Origin of the sequence: Corynebacterium sp. MSK074 (assembly GCF_030229735.1) — a bacterium.
Classification (GTDB): Bacteria; Actinomycetota; Actinomycetes; order Mycobacteriales; family Mycobacteriaceae; genus Corynebacterium.
Map to the genome: position 1 here is coordinate 158838 of NZ_JASPIX010000001.1, position 22816 is coordinate 181653.

Sequence of the window (22816 nt, forward strand, 5' to 3'; positions counted from 1 at the left end):
GTGGGGTTGCTAGGATCTAGCGCGTGAATAAAGACAGCATCTCGCAGGAACAGCCGCCAGAAGGCGAGGGGGCCCACCCAGTACAGGGAGACGCCACCCAGCAAGGCAAAGAGGCGACTAAGAAGAAGGAAATGCCGTGGCTGCTGGAAACCCTTCTGGTAGTGGCGACGGTTCTCGTGATCGTCGGACTATTCCAGAACTTTATCGGCCGGCAGTATGTGATCCCATCGGGTTCGATGGAGCCGACTCTCCACGGCTGCGAGGGCTGCACAAATGACCGTATCTTTACGGAAAAGATCTCTTACTACGGTGACGGCGAGCCAGAACCAGGTGATGTCGTCGTCTTTAAAGGCACCGAGGACTGGAATTCCAGCTTCGTCTCACCGCGCTCGTCCAATCCAGTCATTCATGGCGTGCAGGATGCGTTGAGCTTCGTATCCCTGGCACCGCCAGACGAAAATACTCTGGTCAAGCGTGTGGTTGCTACCGGCGGACAGACGGTGTCCTGCCAAGAGGGCGATCCTGCAGTCATGGTAGATGGCAAGCCCATCGAGCAAGACTACGTGCAAGACCCGCCAACGTACCCGGTAGATGAATCGACCGGCTCGGAGGCCTGCGGCGGTCCGTACTTTGGTCCCGTCGAGGTACCGGAGGACAATATCTGGGTGATGGGCGATAACCGTACTGCTTCGGCCGATTCGCGCTACCACATGACCGATAAGTTCCACGGCACGGTTCCAGTAGAAAACGTCCGCGGCAAGGTGAAATTCGTATTCTGGCCGTTTACCCGCATTGGTGGGGTCGATGACCCGGACATTCAGGAATAAGCCTTCCTCCCAACGCCTGCGCACCCGGGATTTTCTCATCCCCGTGGTGGCAGGCTTTGTCCTGCTGGTGCTCCTGCAGGCGCTGGTGGGGCGGATGTATGTCATTCCTTCTGCTTCGATGGAGCCGACCCTGCACGGGTGTCCCGGCTGTAAAAATGACCGCATTGCCGTGCAAAAGGTCAGCTACTACTTCACGGACCCCAAGCCCGGGGAGGTTGTGGTTTTTGAAGGGCCCGACTCATGGAATAACGAGTTTGAGGTCAATCGCTCGCACAATATTTTTGTGCGCGGCGCGCAGAACGCTTTGTCGGCCCTAGGGCTGCTTCCTAATGGGGAGAATATCCTGGTAAAGCGCGTCATTGCTACTGGCGGGCAGACGGTGAGTTGTCAGGCTGGCGATCCTGCGGTCATGGTGAACGGAAAGTCCATTGACCAATCCTTCGTCCTCGATCCGCCGGAGATTCCCGTAGATCCCAGTGTGGGCTCGCAAGAGTGCGGCGGTGAGTATTTTGGCCCAGTCACCGTCCCAGAAGGAAGCCTCTGGGTGATGGGTGATAATCGCACCAACTCCCTCGATTCCCGTGCGCACTTGGGTGACCATCTGCAGGGCACCGTGCCGGTGGACAATGTCCGCGGGCGCGTCGAGGCCGTCATTTTGCCGCTTTCGCGTTGGGGTGGGGTGGAGCACCCGGAAATTTCGCATGCGGCGGCTTAAACAGCGGCGCACCTACGAGGTCGCATTGAGCAAGGCCGGTTTAGGTCCTGTAGCTGGCGTGGATGAGGCTGGGCGCGGTGCCTGCTGTGGACCAATCACCATCGCGGCCTGTGTGATGCCTGATCGGCCGATCAAGGAGTTATCGGAACTTACTGACTCCAAGAAGCTCACCCCCAAACAGCGCGAGAAGCTTTTTCCACTCATTAAAGACAAGGCTGTGGACTGGTCTGTGGTGCATATTGCTGCCGGGGACATCGATAAGCGCGGCATCCAGCACGCCAATATTTCCGGCATGCGCAGGGCAGTTGCGCGCCTGGAAGCACGTCCGGGCTATGTGCTTACCGACGCCCTTTTTGTCCCCGGCCTCACCCAACCCCACCTGCCCATTATCGGCGGCGATGCGGCCGCGCGGTGTATCGCCGCGGCGAGTGTGTTGGCCAAAGTCAGCCGTGACCACCTGATGTACGAGCTGGATGCGCGGTACCCCGGCTACGGGTTAGCCAGCCATAAGGGGTACGGAACCAAGGTGCACGAGGCCGCAATTGCGACGCTTGGAGCGTGTCCGGAGCACCGGATGAGCTACGAGAATGTCCGCCGCGCTCAAGCGGAGTTTGCCGCGCGTGCCTAGCTAAAATCTAGCCTTTCTCGCGCTAAGCTAAAGCGAGCTAACCCACAACCTGGAGGTCCACCGTGAGTGCAGAGGAACTCGATAACTACGAGGCTGAGGTAGAGCTGTCCCTCTACCGCGAGTACCGGGACGTTGTCAGCCAGTTTTCCTATGTCGTTGAAACTGAGCGGCGCTTTTATCTGGCTAACGCGGTAGAGCTTATTCCGCATACCTCTGGGCCTGATGTCTACTACGAGGTGCGCATGTCGGATGCCTGGGTATGGGATATGTACCGCTCCGCGCGCTTTGTGCGCTACGTCCGCGTTATTACATACAAGGATGTCAATATCGAGGAGCTGGATAAGCCGGAATTCATGATGCCGGAATAACTTTGTCAAGCTGGCGCACAACGTGCCGCACCCTAGCTGTGGATAACAGCGCTGCAGAGCGTAGTTATCCACAGCTAGGGTCTTTTTTGCTTTTGTGTCCCTTGTGTAGGCCCTTTCACCTGCGGTGTCCTGTGCTAGTCAATGATTCTCTCGACGCACAAGGATAAACCGCAATGCACATTAGTTCAGAACACCGCTTGGCCACGAAGAAGCCCCGTCATAAACAAGTCTTAGGAAAAAGGGGAGAGGCCTTCGCAGCGCGCTATCTGCGCGAACGCGGGGCAGAAATAATTGCTGCCAACGTCACTTATCGGGTGGGAGAAATCGACCTCATCGCCCGGGAGGCGGATGGAACCATCGTCTTTGTTGAGGTTAAGACCCGCGCCAATTCCCGCTACGGGGTAGCTGAGGCCGTGACCCCGCAGAAGCTCGCGCGACTGCGTAAAGCTGCGGCGCAGTGGCTTGATGGAAAGCCACTATCTGAGGTGCGATTCGACGTTATTGCCTTGGTCGCGCGCGGGCAGGGGTTTGCGCTGGAACACTTCAAGGGGGTTGAAGATGGCTCTAGGTAATTGTTTGACCATGTCCCTCAACGGAGTCTTAGCCCAGTTGGTTGACGTGGAAGCGAACGTCGGTCACGGACTGCCGGGCATTCACGTTGTAGGCCAGACGGATACCGCAATTTCCGAATCTCGGGACCGAATCAAGACCGCAGCCTTTAACTCCCATCTGCCCTGGCCCAAGACGAAAGTGGTTGTCTCCATGTCCCCGGCGTCGCTTCCCAAATCCGGGTCCCACTTTGACCTACCCATAGCGCTTGCGATTCTGGCGGCCCAGGCGGAGGCCGACTTCCCGTCTTATGGCAGTACTCCCTCGCCCGCCCAACGTCTCCAGCGCACCTTGGTCTTAGGCGAGCTCGGTCTCGACGGCTCCGTTCGGCCTGTAGCAGGCATCATCCCTGCCCTCCTTGCCGCACGGGAACAAGGAATAACAACTCTCCTTGTTCCGCCTGGCAATGCCGCCGAGGCGACATTGGTGCCGGACATGGACGTACTGGTTGCGTCGTCTTTGAAGGAAGCTTTCGGATGGGCCTGCGGAAACCGTGGGCTGCCGCAGGCTGGAAGCTTTTCGGGGTCGCTCAGCCCCGCGCCTGCGGCGGCGTCGCGACTCGACTTTGGCGATATCGCTGGCCAAGCTAATGCCAAATGGGCTGCCGAGGTTGCTGCAGCCGGAGGCCATCACTTAATGATGATTGGGCCGCCAGGATCAGGAAAGTCCATGATTGCCTCACGCCTGCCCACCATCCTGCCTACACTTACCCCGGACCAGCAGGTCGAAACCACCGCGATTCATTCGCTTACCGGAACCCCAGGTGAGGTCATCGAGCGCGCCCCGTTCATCGCCCCGCATGCCTCAGTTACTCGGGCGGCATTACTTGGCGGCGGTTCCGGACATCCGCGCCCTGGTGCGGTGAGTTTGGCTCACAATGGTGTGCTCTTTCTCGACGAGGCCAGTGAGGTAGCCGCGCCGGTACTCGATGGTCTGCGTGCACCGTTGGAGGAAGGACAGGTGCGGTTGGCGCGCTCGCGCCGCGAGGTTACGTATCCTGCTCGCTTCCAATTGGTCATGGCGGCAAACCCGTGCAGGTGTGCGGCCGAAGACCCGTCTAAGTGCAGATGCAACCCCCATGAACGAATGAACTACCTCTCCAATCTCTCCGGTCCGCTGCGAGACCGTCTGGATATGGTGGTCACCTTAAGCGGGCAGGCGGCAACAATTAACGCGGACGGTGAAGAGGAATCCGCAGTCATCGCCGAGCGCGTCGCCGCTGCCCGTGAGCGCGCCGCCGCACGCTGGTGGGCGGATGGCATCACCGCACGCACCAATGGGGAAGTTCCTTCGTCCTATTTGCGCCGAAAGAGACCCGCTGCAGAGGCTGCGATGGTCATGTTGTCTGCCTACTTGGCTGAAGGTGAAATATCCCAGCGCGGAGTGGACCGCGTATTGAAACTCTCCTGGACTCTGGCCGATCTAGCAGGAAAGGCACAGCCGGACCTGGACGAAGTGGGGCGCGCGCTCGATCTGCGCGGCTCAATAAACGTCGGGAGGCTCGCAGCATGAGCGACCTTGATCTCTCTTCCTCGTATGTGACCTGGGTATACCTCAATCGAGTGGTGGAAGGCCCCTCTGCTGCTTTGCAGGCCCTGCTTACGCAATACCCAGCTGAGGAAATCGCCCACGGAATCTACAATCGCGCCGACTGGATTGGCCCGCTTTTGGCGCGTACGGCCTCCCGCTATGACTGGTTGCGGCAGGCCGAAGATATGGCGGCAGCCGAAAGGGTCGGGGCTCGGCTCATTACGGCAGAAAGTCCAGAGTGGCCCACAGAGGAGTTTGACTCTGCATTCGGCTTCTATCAGCACGGCGGGGAGGCCCCAGCTACTTTTGATGACCAAGCATTGCCACCACATAGCCTGTGGGTGCGCGGTGCGCCATTGCAGGCAGAGGTTGCTCAAGCTGTGGCCATCGTCGGTACTCGTGCCATTTCTCGCTATGGCTGGCAGGCCACCCAGAACGTCGTGTCCGGATTGGTTCAGCATGAATGGACTCCAATATCCGGCGGCGCGCTGGGAGTGGATAGCGTCGCGCACGAAACAGCGTTGCACAACAACGGGCGCACGGTAGCCATAGCAGCGTGTGGCATCGATAGGGATTACCCAGCCCACAATGCCAACTTATTCGCTAAGATTGCGGACAATGGTTGCATCATCTCTGAATTCGCGCCGGAAACCGCGCCGAAGCGCCACCGGTTCTTAACGCGCAATCGCTTAGTGGCAGCATTGAGCCACGGCACAGTAGTTATGGAGGCGGCGTTTCGATCTGGTGCATTGAACACCCTCAACTGGGCAGAAGCGCTTGGGCGAGTTGCGATGGCGGTGCCGGGGCCGATAACTACTAGCGGTTCGTTGGGCTGCCACCAGCGCATTCAAGAAGGCCGCGCACAGTTGGTTACCAGTGCTGATGAAATTCGCGCCTTAGTAAGTCGCGCCGGGGAAGTGGACCCAGGCGCACAGTACGAAATCAATTTTGCAGCCACCATGACCCAACGCCTCTCCCGCAATGAGTTGCGCGTCTTTGACGCGACGCCACCGCTAGGACAGGAGAAAGCAACGGCAGAAGACATTGCCCGCGAAGCGGGGCTTCGTTTACCGCTTACAGTTCATTTACTACTGGCGCTGGAGAAGATGTGCGTTGTCGTCCGGCATGGCAATACCTGGGCGCGCCGGGAAACAGAATAAAAGCGAGTACACTGCTGTGGCATGAGTGAAGATGGAAAGTCCGCGAAGGCTCCGAAAGTTGAGGGTCAAATGGCTGAAGCTATCGAGGACTTTGCGGATTTCCAACTACATGTCAAAGGTCGCGCAGAAGCGACGGTGCGCGGGTATCGCTCCGACTTGCGCGACCTTGCACGCAGTGTGCCTACCTTCGCGGAGTTTGACCTCAACAGCCTGCGCCAATGGTTGGCAGAGGCTGTTGCGGAAGGAAAGTCGCGTTCCACCCTGGCACGGCGCACCGCGGCAGCGAAGGGATTTTCTACTTGGGCAGTGCGCGAAGGGCACTTGAAGCGAGACGTTGCTGCCCGCCTAGTTACGCCCAAAGTGGGGCGTCACCTTCCCACGGTTCTCGCTCCTGAGCAGGCCGACGAGCTTATGGGCAATGCGGTCTCTGCCGATGAAGTCCACTTCCTTCGCGATAGTGCCATCCTGGAGTTGCTCTATGCCTCCGGTATGCGCGTGGCGGAGTTGGTACGGCTGGACTTGGGCGATATTGATTTTCAACGCGGTACCTTGCACGTCACAGGTAAGGGCAATAAGCAGCGTGTAGTGCCTTTCGGGCACGCAGCGGAAGACGCCTTAAAGCAGTGGATTGGCAACGGCCGTGGAGAAATCGCTGCGGCCGATACTGAAGCGGTTTTTGTTGGCAGCAGGGGAGGGCGCATCGATCAGCGCCAGGTGCGCCGCATTGTAGAAAAGGCCGCCAAAGTCACTGGTACACAGGGGCTTACCCCGCACGGGGTTCGCCACTCTGCCGCAACCCACCTTTTAGAAGGCGGGGCAGATTTGCGCGTAGTGCAAGAACTACTGGGGCACTCCTCGCTTAATACCACGCAGATTTATACCCACGTGTCCGCGCAGCGCTTGCAGCGCGTATACGACCAAGCCCATCCCCGAGCCTAAAGCGGTTTGAGGCGAATTGCCGGCATATCCAGCAGGGTTAAAGGATCGATGTAAGTATCTTTTGCGATGAGTGCGCCCCAGTGCAGTCCGGGATAGCCATCGACTGGATTGCCTAAACGGCCTATCACTTGGCCCTCGCGGACTTCTTGGCCCTGCTTTACGGAGCCGTGCACGGGCTGATACGTCGTTCTCACTCCATCCGCGTGGGCAATGGAGACAACTGGTTTGCCGGCCACCGTGCCCACAAAGGCGACTTCGCCGTCTTCGGCGGCTACTACCGGCGAGCCTACGGATAGGGCCATGTCGACGCCGCGGTGGCCAGGGCTCCACTTTTGTTCGGGGGCATCGAATCCACGCAGTACCCGTGCCGGGCTAGGTTTTCCGGAGGCAGGGTCGACATAGGCCGTGGCCGGTGGGCAACACAGAATAAGAATCGAAAGAAGGGTGAGGAAAGTGGTGGGGAGGAAGGTGGGGCGTCGGCAAGCGGCAAATGTGGAGGAGGAAAGGAACTGATTCATGGGCACAGTGTTCGCTGGAATGAAGCGTTTGGGAAGTCCGTTCTCCTTATAACTGTGGACAACTTGGGTTACATGGTGTGTTTGAGTCGGTTGTGACGATTGAGGCAAAGTGGCTGCGGCGAAGTTGTGGATAAGCTGACTTCGGTTTGGAAAAACCAGCGTATGGGGATTATTCTTTGTGGCAGCAGTGTGTCCACCTCGTGGAGGCATTGACTACGCGCGGCGAAGTTGTCGCTTCCTGCTGGAAGGAAGAGACAGCCTGACGGTTGACGTGGTCCTTGGAAACAAGGTGTCAGCGGGGCCTTCGTTGCTAGGGTGCGGAATAAAACACCGCACAATTGGAAAACCGAAAGACAAGATAAAAGAAAGCGAGCGAATCATGGCAGTTGTAACCATGCGCGAGCTCCTCGACGCTGGTGTGCACTTTGGCCACCAGACCCGTCGCTGGAATCCGAAGATGCGTCGTTTCATCTTCACCGACCGTAACGGCATCTACATCATCGACCTGCAGCAGACGCTGACCTACATTGACGAGGCTTACGAGTTCGTCAAGGAAACCGTTGCACACGGCGGCACCATCCTGTTCGTTGGTACCAAGAAGCAGGCTCAGGAAGCAGTTGCTGAGGAAGCAACCCGCGTCGGTATGCCTTACGTCAACCACCGCTGGTTGGGCGGCATGCTCACCAACTTCCAGACCGTTTCCAAGCGTCTGAAGCGCATGAAGGAGCTTCAGGCAATGGACGAGCGTGAGGACGGCTACAAGGGCCGCACCAAGAAGGAAGTTCTCATGCTCAACCGTGAGCGCGCCAAGCTCGAGCGCGTTCTGGGTGGCATCTCCGATATGGCCAAGACCCCGTCCGCACTGTGGATTGTTGATACCAACAAGGAGCACATTGCGGTCAAGGAAGCTCACAAGCTGAACATCCCAGTTGTTGCCATCCTGGACACCAACTGCGACCCGGACGACGTTGACTTCCCGATCCCGGGCAACGACGACGCCATCCGCTCCACCAAGCTGCTCTCCGGCATCGTTGCCTCCGCTGTTGAGGAAGGCAAGAAGGCTCGTGAGGAGCGTCAGCTGGCTGCAGCTAAGGAAGCTGCCGGCGACTCCGCTGAGAAGGAAAAGCGTGACGCTGAGGCAGCTGCCGCAGCTTCCGACCCGGCTTCCGCGGAAAAGTCTGAGGAAGCATCCGCAGACAAGGCCGAGAAGTAGTCTTAACTTCTCGCTAGGAAATTTCCTCACCTGCGTTTAACTGAATACCCCACGCACTTTTGGTGTGGGGCAGCAAGGGGAGTAATTCCTGCCCAAGGCTGTTTACCAACCCCCGCCACCGTGCTTTAACGGCGGCGGGGGTTGGTTTTATCTATGCTGGGTGCTGCTGAAACCAGCTCCACTTTCATGCATAGGTGGGAAAGGGGTGGTTTCTGCCACCCTAAAGCGGCGCGATTTCACCGCGTCGACTACGCTGTTTGAACGAACACTGTTTGATTTTCAAGGAGGATCGCCCCAACTATGGCGAACTACACTGCTGCAGACGTCAAGGCACTGCGCGAAGCTACCGGCTCCGGCATGCTCGATTGCAAGAAGGCTCTGGAAGAGTCCAACGGCGACTACGACAAGGCTGTTGAGTACCTGCGCATCAAGGGCGCTAAGAACGTCTCCAAGCGCGCTGACCGTGAGGCTACCGAGGGCCTCATCGCCGTTTCTGGCAACACCATGGTCGAGATCAACTGTGAGACCGACTTCGTTGCTAAGAACGAGGCTTTCAAGACTTTCGCAGCCAAGATTGCTGACGCTGCTGCTGAGGCCAAGGCCAACTCCGCTGACGAGCTCAACAACATTGAGATCGACGGCAAGAAGGTCTCCGAGGTCGTGGACGAGGAGTCCGCAAAGACCGGTGAGAAGCTGCAGGCACGCCGTGCAGTTACCGTAGAGGGCGACAACGTTGCCGTTTACCTGCACCAGCGTTCCGCTGACCTGCCGCCGGCAGTGGGCGTTCTGGTCTCCTACGAGGGTAGCGAGGAGGGCGCTCACGCTGCAGCCCTGCAGATTGCTGCAATGAACGCTGAGTACCTCACCCGCGAGGACGTTCCTGCAGAGATCGTTGAAAAGGAGCGCGAGATCGCTGAGGCCACCACTCGTGAGGAGGGCAAGCCAGAGGCAGCCCTGCCGAAGATCGTGGAAGGCCGCCTGAACGGCTTCTTCAAGTCCATCGTTCTGCTGGAGCAGGCTTCCCTGTCTGATAACAAGAAGACCGTAAAGCAGGTTGCTGAAGAAGCTGGCACCACCATCACCGGCTTCGTTCGCTACGAGGTTGGCGCTTAAGCCCACCCCCGCTTTAACGACTAGCCCACGAAGGACTATCCTTCGTGGGCTTTGTTGTGCGCTCACCGTGCCGACTAGTGCGGATTGTCTATCCGCAGGAGAGGGACCGGCACGTAGCAATTGCCTACTGGCCTGCACCGGCGGGCGGTGTGAGGATGCGAAAGATATATGGGTAAGATAGGGCGGAGATTGAAACTGCCCCGCGTTAAGGAGACGAAGTAGGCGTGACTGCTGCAGATATTAAGCGAACCGGATACAAGCGAGTAATGCTGAAGCTGGGCGGTGAGATGTTCGGCGGCGGCAAGGTCGGCATCGACCCAGATGTGGTTGAAAACGTAGCCCGCCAGATCGCCGAGGTTTCCCGTCAGGGAATCGAGATTGCAGTGGTTATCGGTGGCGGAAACTTCTTCCGCGGCGCAGAGCTCTCCCAGCGCGGCATGGATCGTGCTCGCTCGGACTACATGGGCATGCTGGGCACGGTAATGAATTCCCTCGCACTACAGGACTTCCTCAAGCAGCAAGGCGTGGACTGCCGCGTGCAGACATCCATCAACATGGCGCAGATTGCCGAGCCGTACCTGCCGCTGCGCGCTGAGCGCCACCTAGAAAAGGGTCGCGTGGTTATCTTTGGCGCCGGCATGGGCATGCCGTACTTCTCCACGGATACCACTGCCGCGCAGCGTGCCCTAGAAATTGGCGCCGAGGTTCTTTTCTTGGCCAAGGCAGTCGACGGCGTCTACTCCGATGACCCACGTACCAACCCGGATGCGGAACTGTACTCCGAAATCACTCCGCGTGAGGTCATTGAAAAGGGCCTTAAGGTTGCAGATGCTACGGCGTTTAGCCTGTGCATGGACAATGATATGCCAATTTTGGTCTTTAACCTGCTGGAGGAGGGCAATATCGCCCGTGCCGCAGGAGGCGAAGTTATCGGCACGCTGGTGCAGTCCTAATACTGTAAGGGCTGCGAACCTGCTACCTTTTTATACAGCCACCCCTATTCGTTTAAGGATGATTTAGCCTCATGATCGATGAGATTCAGCTCGAAGCAGAAGAGCACATGACCGCTTCCGTCGAGCACACCCGCGAGCAGCTGGTGACCATTCGTACCGGCCGCGCGAACCCCACCATGTTCAACGGCTTGGTAGCCGAATACTACGGTGTACCTACCCCAATTACCCAGATGGCTACCATTTCCGTACCGGAGCCGCGCATGCTGCTCATCAAGCCTTATGAGCAGTCCATGATTCATGAGATTGAAAACTCCATCCGCAACTCGGATTTGGGCGTGAATCCCACCAACGATGGTCAGGTTCTGCGCGTGACCGTTCCGCAGCTGACGGAGGAGCGTCGTAAGGAAATGGTGAAGCTGGCCAAGAGCAAGGGCGAGGACGGCAAGATTGCTATCCGTAATATTCGCCGCAAGGCCATGGAGCAGTTGAAGAAGCTGCAGAAGGACGGCGACGCCGGCGAGGACGAGGTCATCGCAGCGGAAAAGGAAATGGAAAAGATTACTTCCGGCTACATCGAGCAGGTGGATAAGCTGGTAGATAATAAGGAAAACGAGCTGATGGAGGTCTAAGACCTCCCGTCATTGCCGCCGTGCCCGTCCCCGGCCGGCGGCGCTTTTTCTGTTCCGCGGCCTACAGCTCCGAAGTTAGGAGTAGGGGAGGTCGAGCAGTAGAAGTCAGCGAGGGGCGCGAAAGAAGCAGTGAAAGGAGCCGGTCACGGTGAGTGACGCCATTAACCGCCGATTGCCTCAGCCGAAGAATGGTGCAGGCCGCGATTTGCCGGCTGCTATCGGCGTTGGCGTAGGCCTCGGCGCACTTGTCGTGCTCGCCGTATGGGCTGGACCACTCGCGTGGTACGCGGTCGTGGCCCTTGCAGTTGGCGTTGCCATGTGGGAGGTGCTCAGCCGCCTGCGGGAGCATTCCTACTATATTCCGCGCACGTTGCTCATTATTTTGGGCCAAGCCATGGTCTGGGTCTCGTGGCCACTGGGCGCGCCCGGCCTTGTCGCGGTCTATGTCACCGCTGTGCTGGCGCTTATGTTTGGTCGCCTCTTCCATAATGGTCGCCATCGCCCACCAATTAACTACCTGCGGGATATGTCCGTCGGCATTTTTGTCTTGACGTGGATTCCGCTTTTTGCCACCTTCGCGGCCATGCTATCGCTGGTATCGACCCCATTTGCCAGTGGTGCCGCTTCCATTGTGGTCTTCATGCTGTGTGTGGTGGCCTCCGATACCGGTGGCTATATCGCCGGAGTGATGTTTGGCTCGCATCCCATGGCCCCTGCAGTAAGCCCCAAGAAATCGTGGGAGGGCTTTGCCGGGTCCATCCTCTTTGGCGTGGTCACCGGTGCGCTTACCGTGAAGCTCCTGCTCCATCACGATGCCTGGGTGGGCGGCCTAATGGGGCTTGGCCTTGTCATTTGTGCCACCTTGGGCGACTTAGTGGAATCACAGTTTAAGCGTGAGCTGGGAATCAAGGATATGTCGGCCTTGCTGCCAGGCCACGGTGGACTGATGGACCGCCTGGATGGCATGCTGCCTTCCGCCATGGTCACCTGGGTGGCCATTAGCTTCCTGGCAACGTTTACGCCATAGAAGCAGCGGGTACGCAAAAGTCGCCTCTTCCCAAGAGTCCTTCTTAAGAAGGCAGGAAAGGGGGAGAGGCGGCTTGTTGAGACTTATACCTGCTGAGCCTGTTTGCGCAGTTGGCGGCGCAACTCAAACATGCGCCAGCCACCCACCAGAGCCATGATGAGTGCTCCGCCAATGGCGAAGATGAGGAAAGCAATTCCGGCAGGGAACTCACCGGACCAGCCTAGGAAGTTCATGGGAACCTCGTGCTGGTTTTGCATGATGAAAACAATGAGGACAATCAGCAGCAGGAAATCTACGATGAGCGCGATCCAAGTGCTGGCTGCGAAAGATCCCTTCGCCTTGCCGGAAGGCTGGGTGGAGTGAGAAGTAGAGTCAGAGACCGTCGGCTCTAGGCTAGAATCGGTCTCCGGTGCAGAAGTGTTCAGCTCCGTCGAGGAGAGGTCTGCGTCGGAAGAAGAAAAGTCATCTGCGGGGTAATTCGGATTTGTCATGCATCCATTATTTCTTTAAACCTGTCGATTATGCCACTTGGCATGGCTTTCAATTGGAAAAACCCACGCAGACCGTGGAAAGATGGGCAACACTATGGCTCAACCAGTGAAACTTAACTTCTCCGCCCCGCGCCGCGGACTTCCCCCTAAGCACTTCGCGGACCTGACCGAAACCGAGCGTATTGACAAGCTCGCAGAAATTGGCCTGCCTAAATTCCGCGCAAAGCAGCTGGCTAAGCACTATTACGAGCACTATACCGACAATGTAGAGGATATGACCGATATCCCCGCCGGCAAGCGCGAAGCAGTTAAGGAAGCCTTCTTCCCTGAGCTCATGCAGCCTATCCGGACTACTTCCACGGATGACGGCGAGACCACTAAGTCCCTGTGGCGTTTGCATGATGGCACGCTGCTGGAGTCGGTTCTGATGCGCTACCCAGGACGCGCCACGTTGTGTATTTCTTCCCAAGCCGGCTGCGGTATGGCCTGCCCGTTCTGCGCTACAGGCCAGGGCGGTCTAGACCGCAACTTGTCCACGGGCGAGATCGTTGAGCAGTTCCGCCATGCTGCAGCCGCGATGGCAGCAGAAGGTGGCCGCCTGTCCAACGTGGTCTTCATGGGCATGGGTGAGCCACTGGCCAACTACAAGCGCGTGGTGCAGGCCGTGCGACAGATTACCGGCCAGGATGGTGCCGGCTTTGGTCTTTCCCAGCGCAACGTGACCGTGTCTACCGTGGGCTTGGCACCGGCAATCCGTAAGCTGGCGGACGAAGATTTGGCCTGCACGCTCGCCGTTTCCTTGCACACTCCGGATGATGAGCTGCGCGATGGTCTCGTGCCAGTCAATAACCGTTGGTCCGTCGATGAGGTGCTCGATGCTGCGCGCTATTACGCGGATAAGTCTGCTCGCCGCGTGTCCATCGAGTATGCCCTGATTCGCGATAAGAATGACCAGGATTTCCGCGCGGATATGCTGGGCCGCAAGCTGCATCAGAAGCTGGGCTCCAAGGTTCACGTCAATGTCATTCCGCTGAACCCCACGCCGGGCTCGGAGTGGGATGCGGCCCCGCAGGACCGCCAGGACGAGTTCGTGCGCCGCGTACAGGCCCAAGGCGTTCCTTGCACGGTGCGCGATACCAAGGGCGATGAGATTGCGGCAGCGTGTGGTCAGCTCGCAGCGGATGAACGGGAAGATAAGTCCGCCTAACTGATAACATTGGCGGATATGATTATTCCGAATTATCCACCGCTTGCAGATGACCCCACCGCGCAGGCCTTTGCCGTGCGCGGTCTGAATAAATCTTTCGCTGGACGCCCCGCGGTGTCGAATTTGAGCCTCGACATCCCGCGGGGCTCTATTTATGGCATCGTCGGCCCTAACGGCGCTGGCAAGACCACCATGCTGACCATGGCGTGCGGTCTGCTGCGCCCAGATAGCGGTGAGGCGTTCATCGCTGGGCACAATACGTGGCAGGAACCGATTGCGGCTAAGGCGGCGATGGGCCTGCTCATTGATGGCGCTCCCGTCTTTGACCGTTTATCGGGCCCAGAGTACCTGTTTTATCTCGGCGCTTTGCGCAGCATGAACCAAGCCGAAGTGGAGCGCCGCAGTGCACAGCTGCTAGATGCCTTGCAGCTTGCCGACGCCGCCGATAAACCCATCGCGGACTATTCCGCCGGCATGACTAAGAAGATCCTTTTGGCAGGTGCGCTCCTGCATAACCCAGAGGTAGTGATCCTCGACGAGCCTTTGGAAGCGGTGGACCCAGTCTCCGGCCAGCTCATTCAGGAGCTCTTGCGCGCCTATGCCGCCCGCGGTGGCACCGTAATCCTGTCTTCACACGTTATGCAACTGGTGGAGGGCTTGTGTGATCATGTAGCCATCATCGCGGGAGGACAGGTGCTATCTGCTGGCCACGTCGAAGAGGTGCGCCAGGGCGGTAGCCTGACGGATGCCTTCATCCACTTTGCCGGTGGGAGTGACTTTGACGCGGACTCTTTCGATTGGCTGCGCCGTGGAGGCGGCGATCCGCAGCGCGGGGAAGGGGAGGCGTAGGCGCAATGACTTCGACGCTCCTCAAGCTGCACCGCACACTGTGGGTCCGCAATCTCAAAGCGAATGCCGCGGCGGTCATGATCCCTATCTGCCTCTTGCTCTATGGACTCATCGGCCTTGCGTCGCTAGGAGCTCTTGCTGCGGCAGATATCTCCATCGGAACTGGGAACGTGCAAGCCCTTACCGTGGCCCCCGCTGTAGGCACGCTGGCCTTTATCGTTATCACCCTCATCATACCCAGCGGGGAGAATCAGCTTTCTGCCCGTGAGCTCTCCGCCTTGCCGGTGCGGTTAAAAGACATCACACCGGCACTAGCTATTGCCTCAGTGCTCAATTTGCGCGCTCCAGTATCTGTCCTGCTCTCCATCGCCTACGCGGTGGCGGGAAGCGTGATCTTGGCGGCCAATGGTAAGGCATTGTTCATCGTGCCCTTCTGCCTAGGCATGCTCTTTGCCCTAGTTCTGACGCTGGTTTTAGTGGACCTCGCGGTCTATGCCGGGGTTACTGTCGCGGAGCTAAGCTCGACCACCCTCAAAGTTTTGGGTGCGCTGGCGGTGTTCTTGCTCATCTTTGGTTCTAATCGGCTTGCTTCCCTCGCTGGCTCTGACTTCCCATTGGGAACGGTGGGCGAGGGGCTGGCGTGGACGCCCGTAGGCGCACCGGTGGGCTGGGCGCTCGCGCTCGCCCAAGGCCAACTGGCGGTGGCACTAGCACAGGTCCTCATCGCCGCGGCGTCGCTGGGCGCAGCCGTGTGGGCGTGGCACCGGTTGCTGCGCTTGCAATTCGAGCGCCGCACACTCTTGTCTCCGGCGCACCAACGCCGCGAAAAGGCCAAAGGGATTAACCGCTTTTCCTTGGGCTCCTTTTCCTATCGCGGACCAGCTGCGATGGAATTTACGCGCTCGTTGCGCTACATCTTCCGTGACTCCCGCCTTATCGGAACCATCATCATGCAGCCGATTCTGGCAATCGTCTTTATCATTCAAGGCTTTACTACTGATTCCGTCATGCCGTCTATAGGAGTGCTATTTCTGGGACTTTTCGGCGGAATTGTAGCCACAAATGATTTTGGCTATGACGGTCCAAGCCTGTGGGTAAAGATGGCTGCCCCAGTTCGTCCGCGCACGTTTCTCTACGCCCGGCACTGGGCGCACTTGGCGCCCACAGTCACAATCTTCGTCCTCTCGGCGGCGGTGCTTTTCGCGGTGAGCGCCGACAAAGCGCTCACGGGGTGCTTGATGGTGGTCGCACTGGGAATTTTCATTTCTTCTGCAGGATTGTCATTGCTGCTATCCACCTTTAATCCCTTTGCCACCGCGCGTCCCGGTGGCAGTATGTGGGCAGATAAATCCGGCTACTCGGCCAGTGCCTTCTTAAGCGCCATTTTGAATTTGTTTATTGGCTGGACGCCGATTATCCCTGGCGTCATTCCAATGGCCATCGGCTACGGCTCGAATATGGCGCTGGTTGCACTGGGGTATATCCTCGTCATCGCGGTTCCCGTTGCGTGTTATATCGTCGCCCTACGGGTAAGCGGAAAACGCGTGGACAACTCCCTGCCTGAGATTTACGCCAAGGTGGGGCACTGGGTGTCTTAATCCTCCGGCCCCCGCGACAGTGGCCGCATCGCTGCCCTCCCAGGGCGCGGTTGGGTCCGTGGGGGCTGGGAGTGGGGCCTAAACGACCGAATATGTTGGTGAGTAGGAGGGGGCGTCGCCAAGCGGAGGCATAAAGAAACCGCCGGCCTTCGCAGGGAAGGGCGGCGGTAGCTAAAGCGTACTAAAGCTTAGAGCGTGTGCTTGCCGGAGGTAACCGGGGTGGCGTTGTTGGTGCCTGGCTCAACGCGCAGGTGAGAAACGCGGGAAGGCTCAATGTTGAGCGCGCGCAGCTGGGAATCGGTCAGCTCGGCGTATACACCGGTGTTGGTCTTCTGGTCGTAGACCCAGTCCGGCTCCTGGTGGCCCACCGGCTGGTTGCGGGCGGTCACGGTGCGGACCTGGTGCAGCTTCGGCTGGAAAGCGTGGATGAGCAAGCCAACAGCGATCAAGATAGCCAAGGCAATGAGCCAGATGGTCTCAACGTGGCCCTTGTGGTTACCAAAGTTGTAGGCAAGCAGGAACAGGACAGAGATCCAACCAGCGATCTGCACGCCAGAGCGGCTGATGCGGGACCAACCGAATCCTGCGGATGGAACGTCCTCAGTAGAAACACCGTCAAATACCTGCGGTACCGGCTTGTGGGAAGACACTTGCTCTCCTTCGCTTCTGCGTGTGTCCGTCTGCGCGATGGGCATGCGGGAACACCAATGCCATTTGTCTGCTACACATTCTAAAACATCGCACCTGAGATGGCGATTAAACACCCCCGTCGCAGTGCGGCGTACCTGCCGCGCACGCCCAATGGTGGTGGGCGCTAGGGTGGAGGCGTGACTACTCAGCGAATACTCATTCTTGGTTCCACCGGTTCAATCGGCACGCAGGCTCTGGAAGTCATTGCGGATAATCCCGATAAATTCGACGTCGTGGGAATCGCTGCGGGTGGCTCCAACCCGCAGCTCATCATCGAACAAGCCCGTAGCCTCAACCTTTCGTTTGACCACGTTGCTGTGGCCAACGAGGCCGCCGCCGCCGAGGTGTCGGCCGCTTTAGGCGGTTCGGTCTTGAGCGGCGCCGACGCTGCAGAGCACCTAGTGCGCTCGGCCCCGGCCGATACGGTACTCAATGCCTTGGTGGGGTCTTTGGGGCTCAAGGCCACCTTGGCCACCCTGGAGATGGGCGAGTATTTAGCCTTGGCCAATAAGGAATCCCTCGTGGCGGGTGGCACGCTGGTTACGCAGAAGGCGCGCCCTGGCCAGATTATCCCTGTTGACTCGGAACATTCCGCCATGGCACAGTGCCTGCGTGCCGGCGAGGAGGGGGAGCTGGATAAGCTCGTCCTTACCGCCTCTGGTGGCCCCTTCCGCGGTTGGTCGCGCGAAGAGATGTGGGACGTGACCCCTGAGCAGGCAGCGCAGCACCCAACCTGGTCCATGGGGCAGATGAATACCCTCAACTCCGCCACCCTCATTAATAAGGGCCTGGAGCTGATTGAAGCCACCCTGCTCTTTGACATCGCCCCGGAGCGCATCGACGTCACCGTGCACCCGCAGTCCATCATTCACTCCATGGCCACCTTCAAAGACGGCTGCACTATCGCTCAGGTCTCGCCGCCGTCAATGAAGCTGCCCATTTCGCTGGCGCTGAACTGGCCGCACCGCGTACCAGGCGCCCAGCCGGCCTTGGACTTTGCGCAGGCGCATGACTGGCGTTTTGAGCCGCTTGACGATGCCGCCTTTCCCGCTGTCAACCTCGCCCGCCGGGCCGCGGCCGAGGGAACAGGGGTCATTTATAATGCCGCTAATGAGGAAGCTGCGGCCGCGTTCTTGTCTGGGCGCATCCATTTCCCGGAGATCGTGGACGTCGTGGGCACGATCCTTGATTCCGCATCCGAGTTTGCTGGTGTAGTCTCTAGCCTCGATGAAATCCTCGCGGTAGAAGGCGAGGCGCGCAGGCGCGCGAATGCGCTGATTGATTCGCTGGCTGACTAGAAAGCTTTCACATCATGGCAAACTTGCTGGGCATTGTGTTTTTCGCCCTTGGTATCGGGCTTACCGTAGCGCTGCATGAAGCAGGCCATATGCTCACCGCGCGTGCCTTTGGCATGCGCGTGCGCCGTTATTTTATTGGCTTTGGGCCGCGCTTATTTTCCTTCCGGAAGGGCCACACGGAATATGGGCTTGCGGCCTTCCCGGTAGGCGGGTTTTGCGATATCGCTGGCATGACGGCCCAGGATGAATTCCTCACCGAGGAAGAAGAGCCCCATGCGATGTATAAAAAGCCGTGGTGGCAGCGCATAATCGTGATGGCTGGCGGCATCGGTGTCAACCTGATTCTGGGCTTTGTCATCCTCTACTTTGTGGCGATGACGGCTGGTCTGCCCAACCCAGATGCTGACGTGCGCCCGCGCGTGGGTGAGGTGACGTGCTCGGCCAATCAGAAACCGAACCAAGAGCTAGAGACGTGCACGGGTAAAGGCCCCGCTGGAAAGGCCGGCGTGCAGGAGGGCGATATCATCGTGGCCCTCGATGGCCAGAAGCTGGATTCTTTTACCCAGCTGCGCGATGAGGTAATGCAGCGCCCCGGCGAGACCATCACGCTGACGGTTGAGCGCGGTGGGGAAGATAGGGACTTCTCGGTCCACCTCGATACGGTCAAGCGATTGAACCAAGACGGCGAGCTGGTGGATGCTGGCTCAATCGGGCTGAGCAATCAGCTTATCGATGTCGTCGAAAAGCACGGCGCCGTCGACGCCCTGCCAGCAACCTGGCGCTTCAGCACCTACTCGCTGGAAGCCACGGTTGACGGTCTCAAGCAATTCCCCGGCAAAATTCCGGGTGTGGTGGCCTCCATCTTCGGCCACGAACGCGAGGCCGATGGCCCGATGTCCGTCGTCGGCGCTTCCCGCGTGGGCGGCGAATTGGCGGAGCGCTCCCTGTGGTCGATGTTCTTTATGATGCTGGCCACGCTGAACTTCTTCCTCGCGCTCTTTAACCTGATTCCGCTGCCGCCTTTTGACGGCGGACATATCGCCGTCATCATCTATGAAAAGCTGCGCGATGGCATCCGCAAAATGGCGGGCAAGCCAGCTCTGGGGCCGGCCGATTACACCAAGTTGATGCCGGTGACCTATGTCATGGCCGCGCTGCTAATGGGCGTTGGGGCCATCGTGATCGTCGCCGATGTGGTCAACCCCATTCGGCTATTTGGCTAGCCGCCGCAGCCCCCCGCTGCGTGCACTTCAGGCATAAAGCAAGCAGTGCTAGAGTGGGGGCGTTAATCACCCACCGTATGTATTTACTGTGCTTCAGCAAGGAGAATTCATGTCGACCCCCATCGGTCTAGGAATCCCAGACGGCCCACCACCAGTCCTGCACCCGCGCCGCAAGACTCGTCAGCTGCAGGTGGGCCCGGTCGGCGTCGGCTCTGACTCGCCCATCTCGGTGCAGTCAATGACCAATACCAAGACGCACGACATTAACGGCACGCTGCAGCAGATCGCGCAGCTGACCGCTTCCGGCTGCGATATCGTGCGCGTGGCTTGCCCTAAGCCCATCGACGCGGAGGCACTTCCGGCCATTGCCAAGAAGTCTCCGATCCCGGTGATTGCGGATATCCACTTCCAGCCGAAGTACATCTTCCAGGCCATCGACGCTGGTTGCGCCGCCATCCGCGTAAACCCGGGCAATATCCGCGAGTTTGATGGCCGCGTGAAGGAAGTTGCTAAGGCCGCAGGCGATGCCGGCATTCCCATCCGCATCGGCGTGAATGGTGGTTCTTTGGACAAGCGCCTGCTGGAAAAGTACGGCAAGGCCACCCCGGAGGCACTCGTCGAGTCCGCTATTTGGGAGGCTGGCCTCTTTGAGGAGCACGGTTATGGCGATATCGCTATTTCCGTTAAGCACTCCGATCCGGTTCTGATGGTGGAGGCCTACCGCCAGCTGGCGGAAAAGACTGATTACCCGCTGCACCTTGGCGTGACCGAGGCCGGTCCGAAGTTCATGGGCACCATCAAGTCTTCCGTGGCCTTCGGTGCACTGCTGGCAGAGGGCATTGGCGATACCATTCGCGTGTCCCTGTCCGCCCCGCCGGTAGAGGAAATCAAGGTGGGCGACCAGATTCTGCAGTCGCTCAACCTGCGCCCGCGCAAGTTGGAAATCGTCTCCTGCCCGTCCTGCGGCCGCGCCCAGGTGGACGTTTACAAGCTGGCAGAAGAAGTTACCGCCGGCTTGGACGGCATGGAGTTCCCGCTGCGCGTTGCCGTGATGGGCTGTGTTGTCAACGGCCCAGGCGAGGCCCGCGATGCCGATCTCGGTGTTGCTTCTGGCAATGGCAAGGGTCAGATCTTTGTTAAGGGCGAGGTTGTTCGCACCGTGCCGGAAGACAAGATCGTGGAGACCCTCATTGAAGAGGCCATGCGCATTGCCGATGAGCAGGGTATGGAAGCCGTGGAAGGCGCCAAGGCTGAGGTTCGCGTAACCCAGTAATTCACCCACTTTGAGCAGACTGCCCCGCACTTCGGTGTGGGGCAGTCTTTTTTGGCGCTTGCGCTGCTAGAGTGCCAAGACATGAAGAAGTTGGTCGCGCTGGTTGCAACTATCACGCTCGCCTCCACCAGCGTGGTTTCCTGTACTCCGAAGCCGGTTTCTGCGGAACCGGTGGCGGAAGAATTCCTCCAGGGGATGGAGTCCCGCAATAATGACGGTTTAGCCGCGCTTACCGACGCCCCCTCGGACGCCACCTCCGCCCTCGATGCCACCTACTCCGGCTTGCAGGCCGAGGGGCTCGACATTGAGCTTGAAGGCGTGGACCAGGATGAGAACCTCGCCACGGCGAACTACAAGGTCACCTGGGACCTGCCCAAGGATCGTACCTTGAGCTATGACACGCAGATGACGCTGACCAAGACTGAGGATGAGTGGACGGTGCGGTGGAAACCGAGCCTTATCCACCCAGACCTGGGAGCAAATCAGCACTTGGAACTGCGTGCGCTGGAAGCAGAGCGCGCCAGCGTGGTTTCTTCCAACGGGGTGGAATTGATGAGCCCGGGGTTGAATTACCGGCTGGTGGTAGATACCAGCTCGCTGGATGATGTGCGGCCCACCGCTTCCAAGGTCAGCGGCGCACTGGCTGCCGCCCACCGCCAGGATGACTCCATTGCGGAGATGGATGCCAAGGATCTGGCGAAAAAATTGGAGGATGCAGACGGCTCCTTTTCCGTCACCATGTTTACGGAGGATCAAGCCAAGGCTGTGCGCCCCAAGGTGGAAGGCATGGACGGTGTGCGCCTCAATGAAGAGCCGGCTCTGGTCACCCGCGACCGTGGCCTGGCACCCGATCTGATGTCGCGCGTGCGATCCGCGGTCCAGGATGAGGTCGATGGCCAAACCGGCTGGTCCATTTCTGTGGTCAATGAGAATGGTGCGGCGCTCTCTGATGTGGAAAAGCACGACCCTGATGCGGCGCCGTCGATCAAGGTAGGTCTGGACTACGATGTGCAGCGTGCCGCACAAGAGGCGGTCAATGAGCGTGCCGATTCCCAGGCCATGCTTGTAGCCATCCGGCCCTCCAATGGCGATATCTTGGCCGTGGCCCAAACCGAGAAGGCCGATGAAGATGGCGACGTAGCCCTCCAAGGTCAGTACCCGCCGGGCTCGGTGTTCAAGATTCTCACCGCGGCGGCCGGCGTAGAAAAGCAGGGGCTTAATACCGATACCATCGTTCCGTGCCCTGGCACCATGGATATCTTTGGCCGCGTGGTGACCAACTACAACGCTTTCGCCCTAGGTAGCGTTCCGCTCAGCCAAGCCTTTGCACAATCGTGCAACACTACCTTCGCGGATATCTCCACCAAGCTTAAGCCTGGTGAGTTGAAGGATATGGGCAAAAAGTTTGGCTTCGGCGTGGAATACGAAATCCCAGGCCTTACTACCATTACCGGTTCCATTCCGGAGGGCAAAGAACCACTCGAGCGCACTGAAGCTGGCTATGGACAGGGTTACGACTTGGCTAGCCCTTTCGGCATGGCGCTTGTCTCCGCAACGGTTGCCAATGGCAAGACGCCTACGCCCACGCTTATCGAAGGCCACGAAACCAAAGCCTCCGATAAGCCGCAGCAGATTTCGAAGCCTGTGCTAGATAACGTCCGCGCCATGATGCGCCAAGTGGTTACTAGCGGTACCGCACGCAGCATGGCGGCGGGTGGCACGATTTACGGCAAGACCGGTGAGGCCGAGATTAACGAGGGCTCGCACGCCTGGTTTACCGGTTACCGGGAAGAAGACGATATCGCCTTTGCCACCCTCGTGGTTTTGGGCGGCGGCTCCGATGTCTCGGTCAATATCACTAGCAACTTCTTGCAGAAGGTCGATGACTACCGGTCCGGACCGCACGAGGGTGCGGCTCCGCCGGCCGAAGGGTAGAAACCCCGCCTGCCCTCGTGACC

The 22816-nt window shown here is 58.9% G+C and carries 23 protein-coding genes; 20 read left to right on the forward strand and 3 right to left on the reverse strand.

The annotated features are described in order from the left end of the window. Positions 1-23: 23 nt before the first annotated feature. The 8 genes from lepB (QP965_RS00720) to QP965_RS00755 all read left to right on the forward strand — a co-directional run bounded on the left by lepB (QP965_RS00720) (position 24) and on the right by QP965_RS00755 (position 6776). A complete protein-coding gene (gene lepB / locus QP965_RS00720; protein ID WP_284843814.1) occupies positions 24-827 on the forward strand; it encodes a signal peptidase I in 804 nt (267 codons plus the stop codon). Then, positions 805-1542 carry a signal peptidase I gene (gene lepB, locus QP965_RS00725; RefSeq protein WP_284843815.1) on the forward strand — a complete coding sequence of 246 codons (738 nt, stop codon included), beginning with the start codon at positions 805-807 and terminating at the stop codon, positions 1540-1542. The genes lepB (QP965_RS00720) and lepB (QP965_RS00725) overlap by 23 nt, the downstream gene beginning before the upstream one ends. After that, positions 1529-2170 carry a ribonuclease HII gene (locus tag QP965_RS00730; protein ID WP_284843816.1) on the forward strand — a complete coding sequence of 214 codons (642 nt, stop codon included), beginning with the start codon at positions 1529-1531 and terminating at the stop codon, positions 2168-2170. Before lepB (QP965_RS00725) ends, QP965_RS00730 begins: the two co-directional genes overlap by 14 nt. A gap of 62 nt (positions 2171-2232) precedes the next feature. Continuing rightward, on the forward strand, positions 2233-2538 hold the full coding sequence (locus tag QP965_RS00735) for a DUF2469 domain-containing protein (protein WP_005325239.1): 306 nt from the start codon (positions 2233-2235) through the stop codon (positions 2536-2538). A gap of 173 nt (positions 2539-2711) precedes the next feature. Continuing rightward, positions 2712-3110 (forward strand): YraN family protein, encoded by a 399-nt coding sequence (locus QP965_RS00740; protein ID WP_284843817.1) that lies wholly within the window; start codon positions 2712-2714, stop codon positions 3108-3110. Further along, the gene (locus QP965_RS00745; RefSeq protein ID WP_284843818.1) at positions 3097-4659 is read left to right on the forward strand and encodes a YifB family Mg chelatase-like AAA ATPase; all 1563 of its coding nucleotides are present in this window, start codon (positions 3097-3099) and stop codon (positions 4657-4659) included. Before QP965_RS00740 ends, QP965_RS00745 begins: the two co-directional genes overlap by 14 nt. Further along, on the forward strand, positions 4656-5837 hold the full coding sequence (dprA, locus tag QP965_RS00750) for a DNA-processing protein DprA (protein WP_284843819.1): 1182 nt from the start codon (positions 4656-4658) through the stop codon (positions 5835-5837). The genes QP965_RS00745 and dprA overlap by 4 nt, the downstream gene beginning before the upstream one ends. Positions 5838-5858: 21 nt before the next feature. Further along, entirely contained in the window at positions 5859-6776 is a 918-nt protein-coding gene (locus tag QP965_RS00755) for a tyrosine recombinase XerC (RefSeq protein ID WP_284843820.1), read from the forward strand. On the opposite strand, the gene QP965_RS00760 is transcribed toward QP965_RS00755, so the two are convergent. Further along, a complete protein-coding gene (locus QP965_RS00760) occupies positions 6773-7294 on the reverse strand; it encodes a M23 family metallopeptidase (RefSeq protein WP_284843821.1) in 522 nt (173 codons plus the stop codon). The two genes, QP965_RS00755 and QP965_RS00760, sit on opposite strands and share 4 nt — an antisense overlap. A 379-nt stretch (positions 7295-7673) precedes the next feature. Here QP965_RS00760 and rpsB point away from each other — a divergent pair, with 379 nt between their 5' ends. From rpsB to QP965_RS00785, 5 genes are all read left to right on the forward strand, one after another. Beyond that, positions 7674-8507 carry a 30S ribosomal protein S2 gene (rpsB, locus tag QP965_RS00765; protein WP_005325233.1) on the forward strand — a complete coding sequence of 278 codons (834 nt, stop codon included), beginning with the start codon at positions 7674-7676 and terminating at the stop codon, positions 8505-8507. 300 nt (positions 8508-8807) lie between these two features. Then, a complete protein-coding gene (gene tsf, locus QP965_RS00770; protein ID WP_005325225.1) occupies positions 8808-9620 on the forward strand; it encodes a translation elongation factor Ts in 813 nt (270 codons plus the stop codon). A gap of 266 nt (positions 9621-9886) precedes the next feature. Then, a complete protein-coding gene (gene pyrH / locus QP965_RS00775) occupies positions 9887-10573 on the forward strand; it encodes a UMP kinase (protein WP_239277749.1) in 687 nt (228 codons plus the stop codon). 71 nt (positions 10574-10644) lie between these two features. Further along, a complete protein-coding gene (gene frr, locus QP965_RS00780) occupies positions 10645-11202 on the forward strand; it encodes a ribosome recycling factor (RefSeq protein ID WP_284814038.1) in 558 nt (185 codons plus the stop codon). Between the two features lie 148 nt (positions 11203-11350). Then, positions 11351-12229: a phosphatidate cytidylyltransferase gene (locus QP965_RS00785; RefSeq protein WP_284843822.1), complete on the forward strand. Its 879-nt coding sequence runs from the start codon at positions 11351-11353 to the stop codon at positions 12227-12229. A gap of 83 nt (positions 12230-12312) precedes the next feature. On the opposite strand, the gene QP965_RS00790 is transcribed toward QP965_RS00785, so the two are convergent. Next, complete coding sequence (locus tag QP965_RS00790) at positions 12313-12720, reverse strand: LapA family protein (RefSeq protein WP_005325219.1); 408 nt, start codon at positions 12718-12720, stop codon at positions 12313-12315. Between the two features lie 94 nt (positions 12721-12814). On the opposite strand from QP965_RS00790, the gene rlmN reads away from it, so the two are divergent. Genes rlmN through QP965_RS00805 form a run of 3 tightly spaced genes read left to right on the forward strand, consistent with a single transcriptional unit; the run spans position 12815 to position 16374 of the window. Further along, complete coding sequence (rlmN, locus tag QP965_RS00795) at positions 12815-13927, forward strand: dual-specificity RNA methyltransferase RlmN (RefSeq protein WP_034668468.1); 1113 nt, start codon at positions 12815-12817, stop codon at positions 13925-13927. Between the two features lie 18 nt (positions 13928-13945). Beyond that, positions 13946-14776 (forward strand): ABC transporter ATP-binding protein, encoded by an 831-nt coding sequence (locus QP965_RS00800; protein WP_284814044.1) that lies wholly within the window; start codon positions 13946-13948, stop codon positions 14774-14776. A 5-nt stretch (positions 14777-14781) separates the two neighbouring features. Further along, complete coding sequence (locus QP965_RS00805) at positions 14782-16374, forward strand: hypothetical protein (protein ID WP_284843823.1); 1593 nt, start codon at positions 14782-14784, stop codon at positions 16372-16374. Between the two features lie 188 nt (positions 16375-16562). Here QP965_RS00805 and QP965_RS00810 read toward each other — a convergent pair whose 3' ends face one another. Further along, positions 16563-17069 (reverse strand): DUF2631 domain-containing protein, encoded by a 507-nt coding sequence (locus QP965_RS00810; protein ID WP_284814048.1) that lies wholly within the window; start codon positions 17067-17069, stop codon positions 16563-16565. 132 nt (positions 17070-17201) lie between these two features. On the opposite strand from QP965_RS00810, the gene dxr reads away from it, so the two are divergent. From dxr to QP965_RS00830, 4 genes are all read left to right on the forward strand, one after another. Further along, positions 17202-18362 (forward strand): 1-deoxy-D-xylulose-5-phosphate reductoisomerase, encoded by a 1161-nt coding sequence (dxr, locus tag QP965_RS00815; RefSeq protein WP_284836270.1) that lies wholly within the window; start codon positions 17202-17204, stop codon positions 18360-18362. Positions 18363-18376: 14 nt separating this feature from the next. Continuing rightward, complete coding sequence (locus QP965_RS00820) at positions 18377-19585, forward strand: M50 family metallopeptidase (RefSeq protein WP_284843824.1); 1209 nt, start codon at positions 18377-18379, stop codon at positions 19583-19585. A 109-nt stretch (positions 19586-19694) separates the two neighbouring features. Then, positions 19695-20858: a flavodoxin-dependent (E)-4-hydroxy-3-methylbut-2-enyl-diphosphate synthase gene (gene ispG / locus QP965_RS00825; RefSeq protein ID WP_179386645.1), complete on the forward strand. Its 1164-nt coding sequence runs from the start codon at positions 19695-19697 to the stop codon at positions 20856-20858. Positions 20859-20939: 81 nt separating this feature from the next. Beyond that, positions 20940-22793, forward strand: coding sequence for a penicillin-binding transpeptidase domain-containing protein (locus QP965_RS00830; RefSeq protein WP_284843825.1), 1854 nt, complete (start codon positions 20940-20942; stop codon positions 22791-22793). Positions 22794-22816 lie beyond the last annotated feature (23 nt).

What these genes read in the sequence shown, in the direction of transcription:
- QP965_RS00790 (WP_005325219.1), bottom strand. Translation starts at nt 12,720, where the DNA reads ATGACAAATCCGAATTACCCCGCAGATGACTTTTCTTCTTCCGACGCA.
- frr (WP_284814038.1), top strand. Translation starts at nt 10,645, where the DNA reads ATGATCGATGAGATTCAGCTCGAAGCAGAAGAGCACATGACCGCTTCC.
- tsf (WP_005325225.1), top strand. Translation starts at nt 8,808, where the DNA reads ATGGCGAACTACACTGCTGCAGACGTCAAGGCACTGCGCGAAGCTACC.
- QP965_RS00755 (WP_284843820.1), top strand. Translation starts at nt 5,859, where the DNA reads ATGAGTGAAGATGGAAAGTCCGCGAAGGCTCCGAAAGTTGAGGGTCAA.
- QP965_RS00740 (WP_284843817.1), top strand. Translation starts at nt 2,712, where the DNA reads ATGCACATTAGTTCAGAACACCGCTTGGCCACGAAGAAGCCCCGTCAT.
- QP965_RS00760 (WP_284843821.1), bottom strand. Translation starts at nt 7,294, where the DNA reads ATGAATCAGTTCCTTTCCTCCTCCACATTTGCCGCTTGCCGACGCCCC.
- QP965_RS00820 (WP_284843824.1), top strand. Translation starts at nt 18,377, where the DNA reads ATGGCAAACTTGCTGGGCATTGTGTTTTTCGCCCTTGGTATCGGGCTT.
- QP965_RS00805 (WP_284843823.1), top strand. Translation starts at nt 14,782, where the DNA reads ATGACTTCGACGCTCCTCAAGCTGCACCGCACACTGTGGGTCCGCAAT.
- lepB (WP_284843815.1), top strand. Translation starts at nt 805, where the DNA reads ATGACCCGGACATTCAGGAATAAGCCTTCCTCCCAACGCCTGCGCACC.
- pyrH (WP_239277749.1), top strand. Translation starts at nt 9,887, where the DNA reads ATGCTGAAGCTGGGCGGTGAGATGTTCGGCGGCGGCAAGGTCGGCATC.
- QP965_RS00830 (WP_284843825.1), top strand. Translation starts at nt 20,940, where the DNA reads ATGAAGAAGTTGGTCGCGCTGGTTGCAACTATCACGCTCGCCTCCACC.
- QP965_RS00800 (WP_284814044.1), top strand. Translation starts at nt 13,946, where the DNA reads ATGATTATTCCGAATTATCCACCGCTTGCAGATGACCCCACCGCGCAG.
- rlmN (WP_034668468.1), top strand. Translation starts at nt 12,815, where the DNA reads ATGGCTCAACCAGTGAAACTTAACTTCTCCGCCCCGCGCCGCGGACTT.
- dprA (WP_284843819.1), top strand. Translation starts at nt 4,656, where the DNA reads ATGAGCGACCTTGATCTCTCTTCCTCGTATGTGACCTGGGTATACCTC.
- QP965_RS00730 (WP_284843816.1), top strand. Translation starts at nt 1,529, where the DNA reads ATGCGGCGGCTTAAACAGCGGCGCACCTACGAGGTCGCATTGAGCAAG.
- QP965_RS00810 (WP_284814048.1), bottom strand. Translation starts at nt 17,069, where the DNA reads ATGCCCATCGCGCAGACGGACACACGCAGAAGCGAAGGAGAGCAAGTG.
- rpsB (WP_005325233.1), top strand. Translation starts at nt 7,674, where the DNA reads ATGGCAGTTGTAACCATGCGCGAGCTCCTCGACGCTGGTGTGCACTTT.
- QP965_RS00745 (WP_284843818.1), top strand. Translation starts at nt 3,097, where the DNA reads ATGGCTCTAGGTAATTGTTTGACCATGTCCCTCAACGGAGTCTTAGCC.
- ispG (WP_179386645.1), top strand. Translation starts at nt 19,695, where the DNA reads ATGTCGACCCCCATCGGTCTAGGAATCCCAGACGGCCCACCACCAGTC.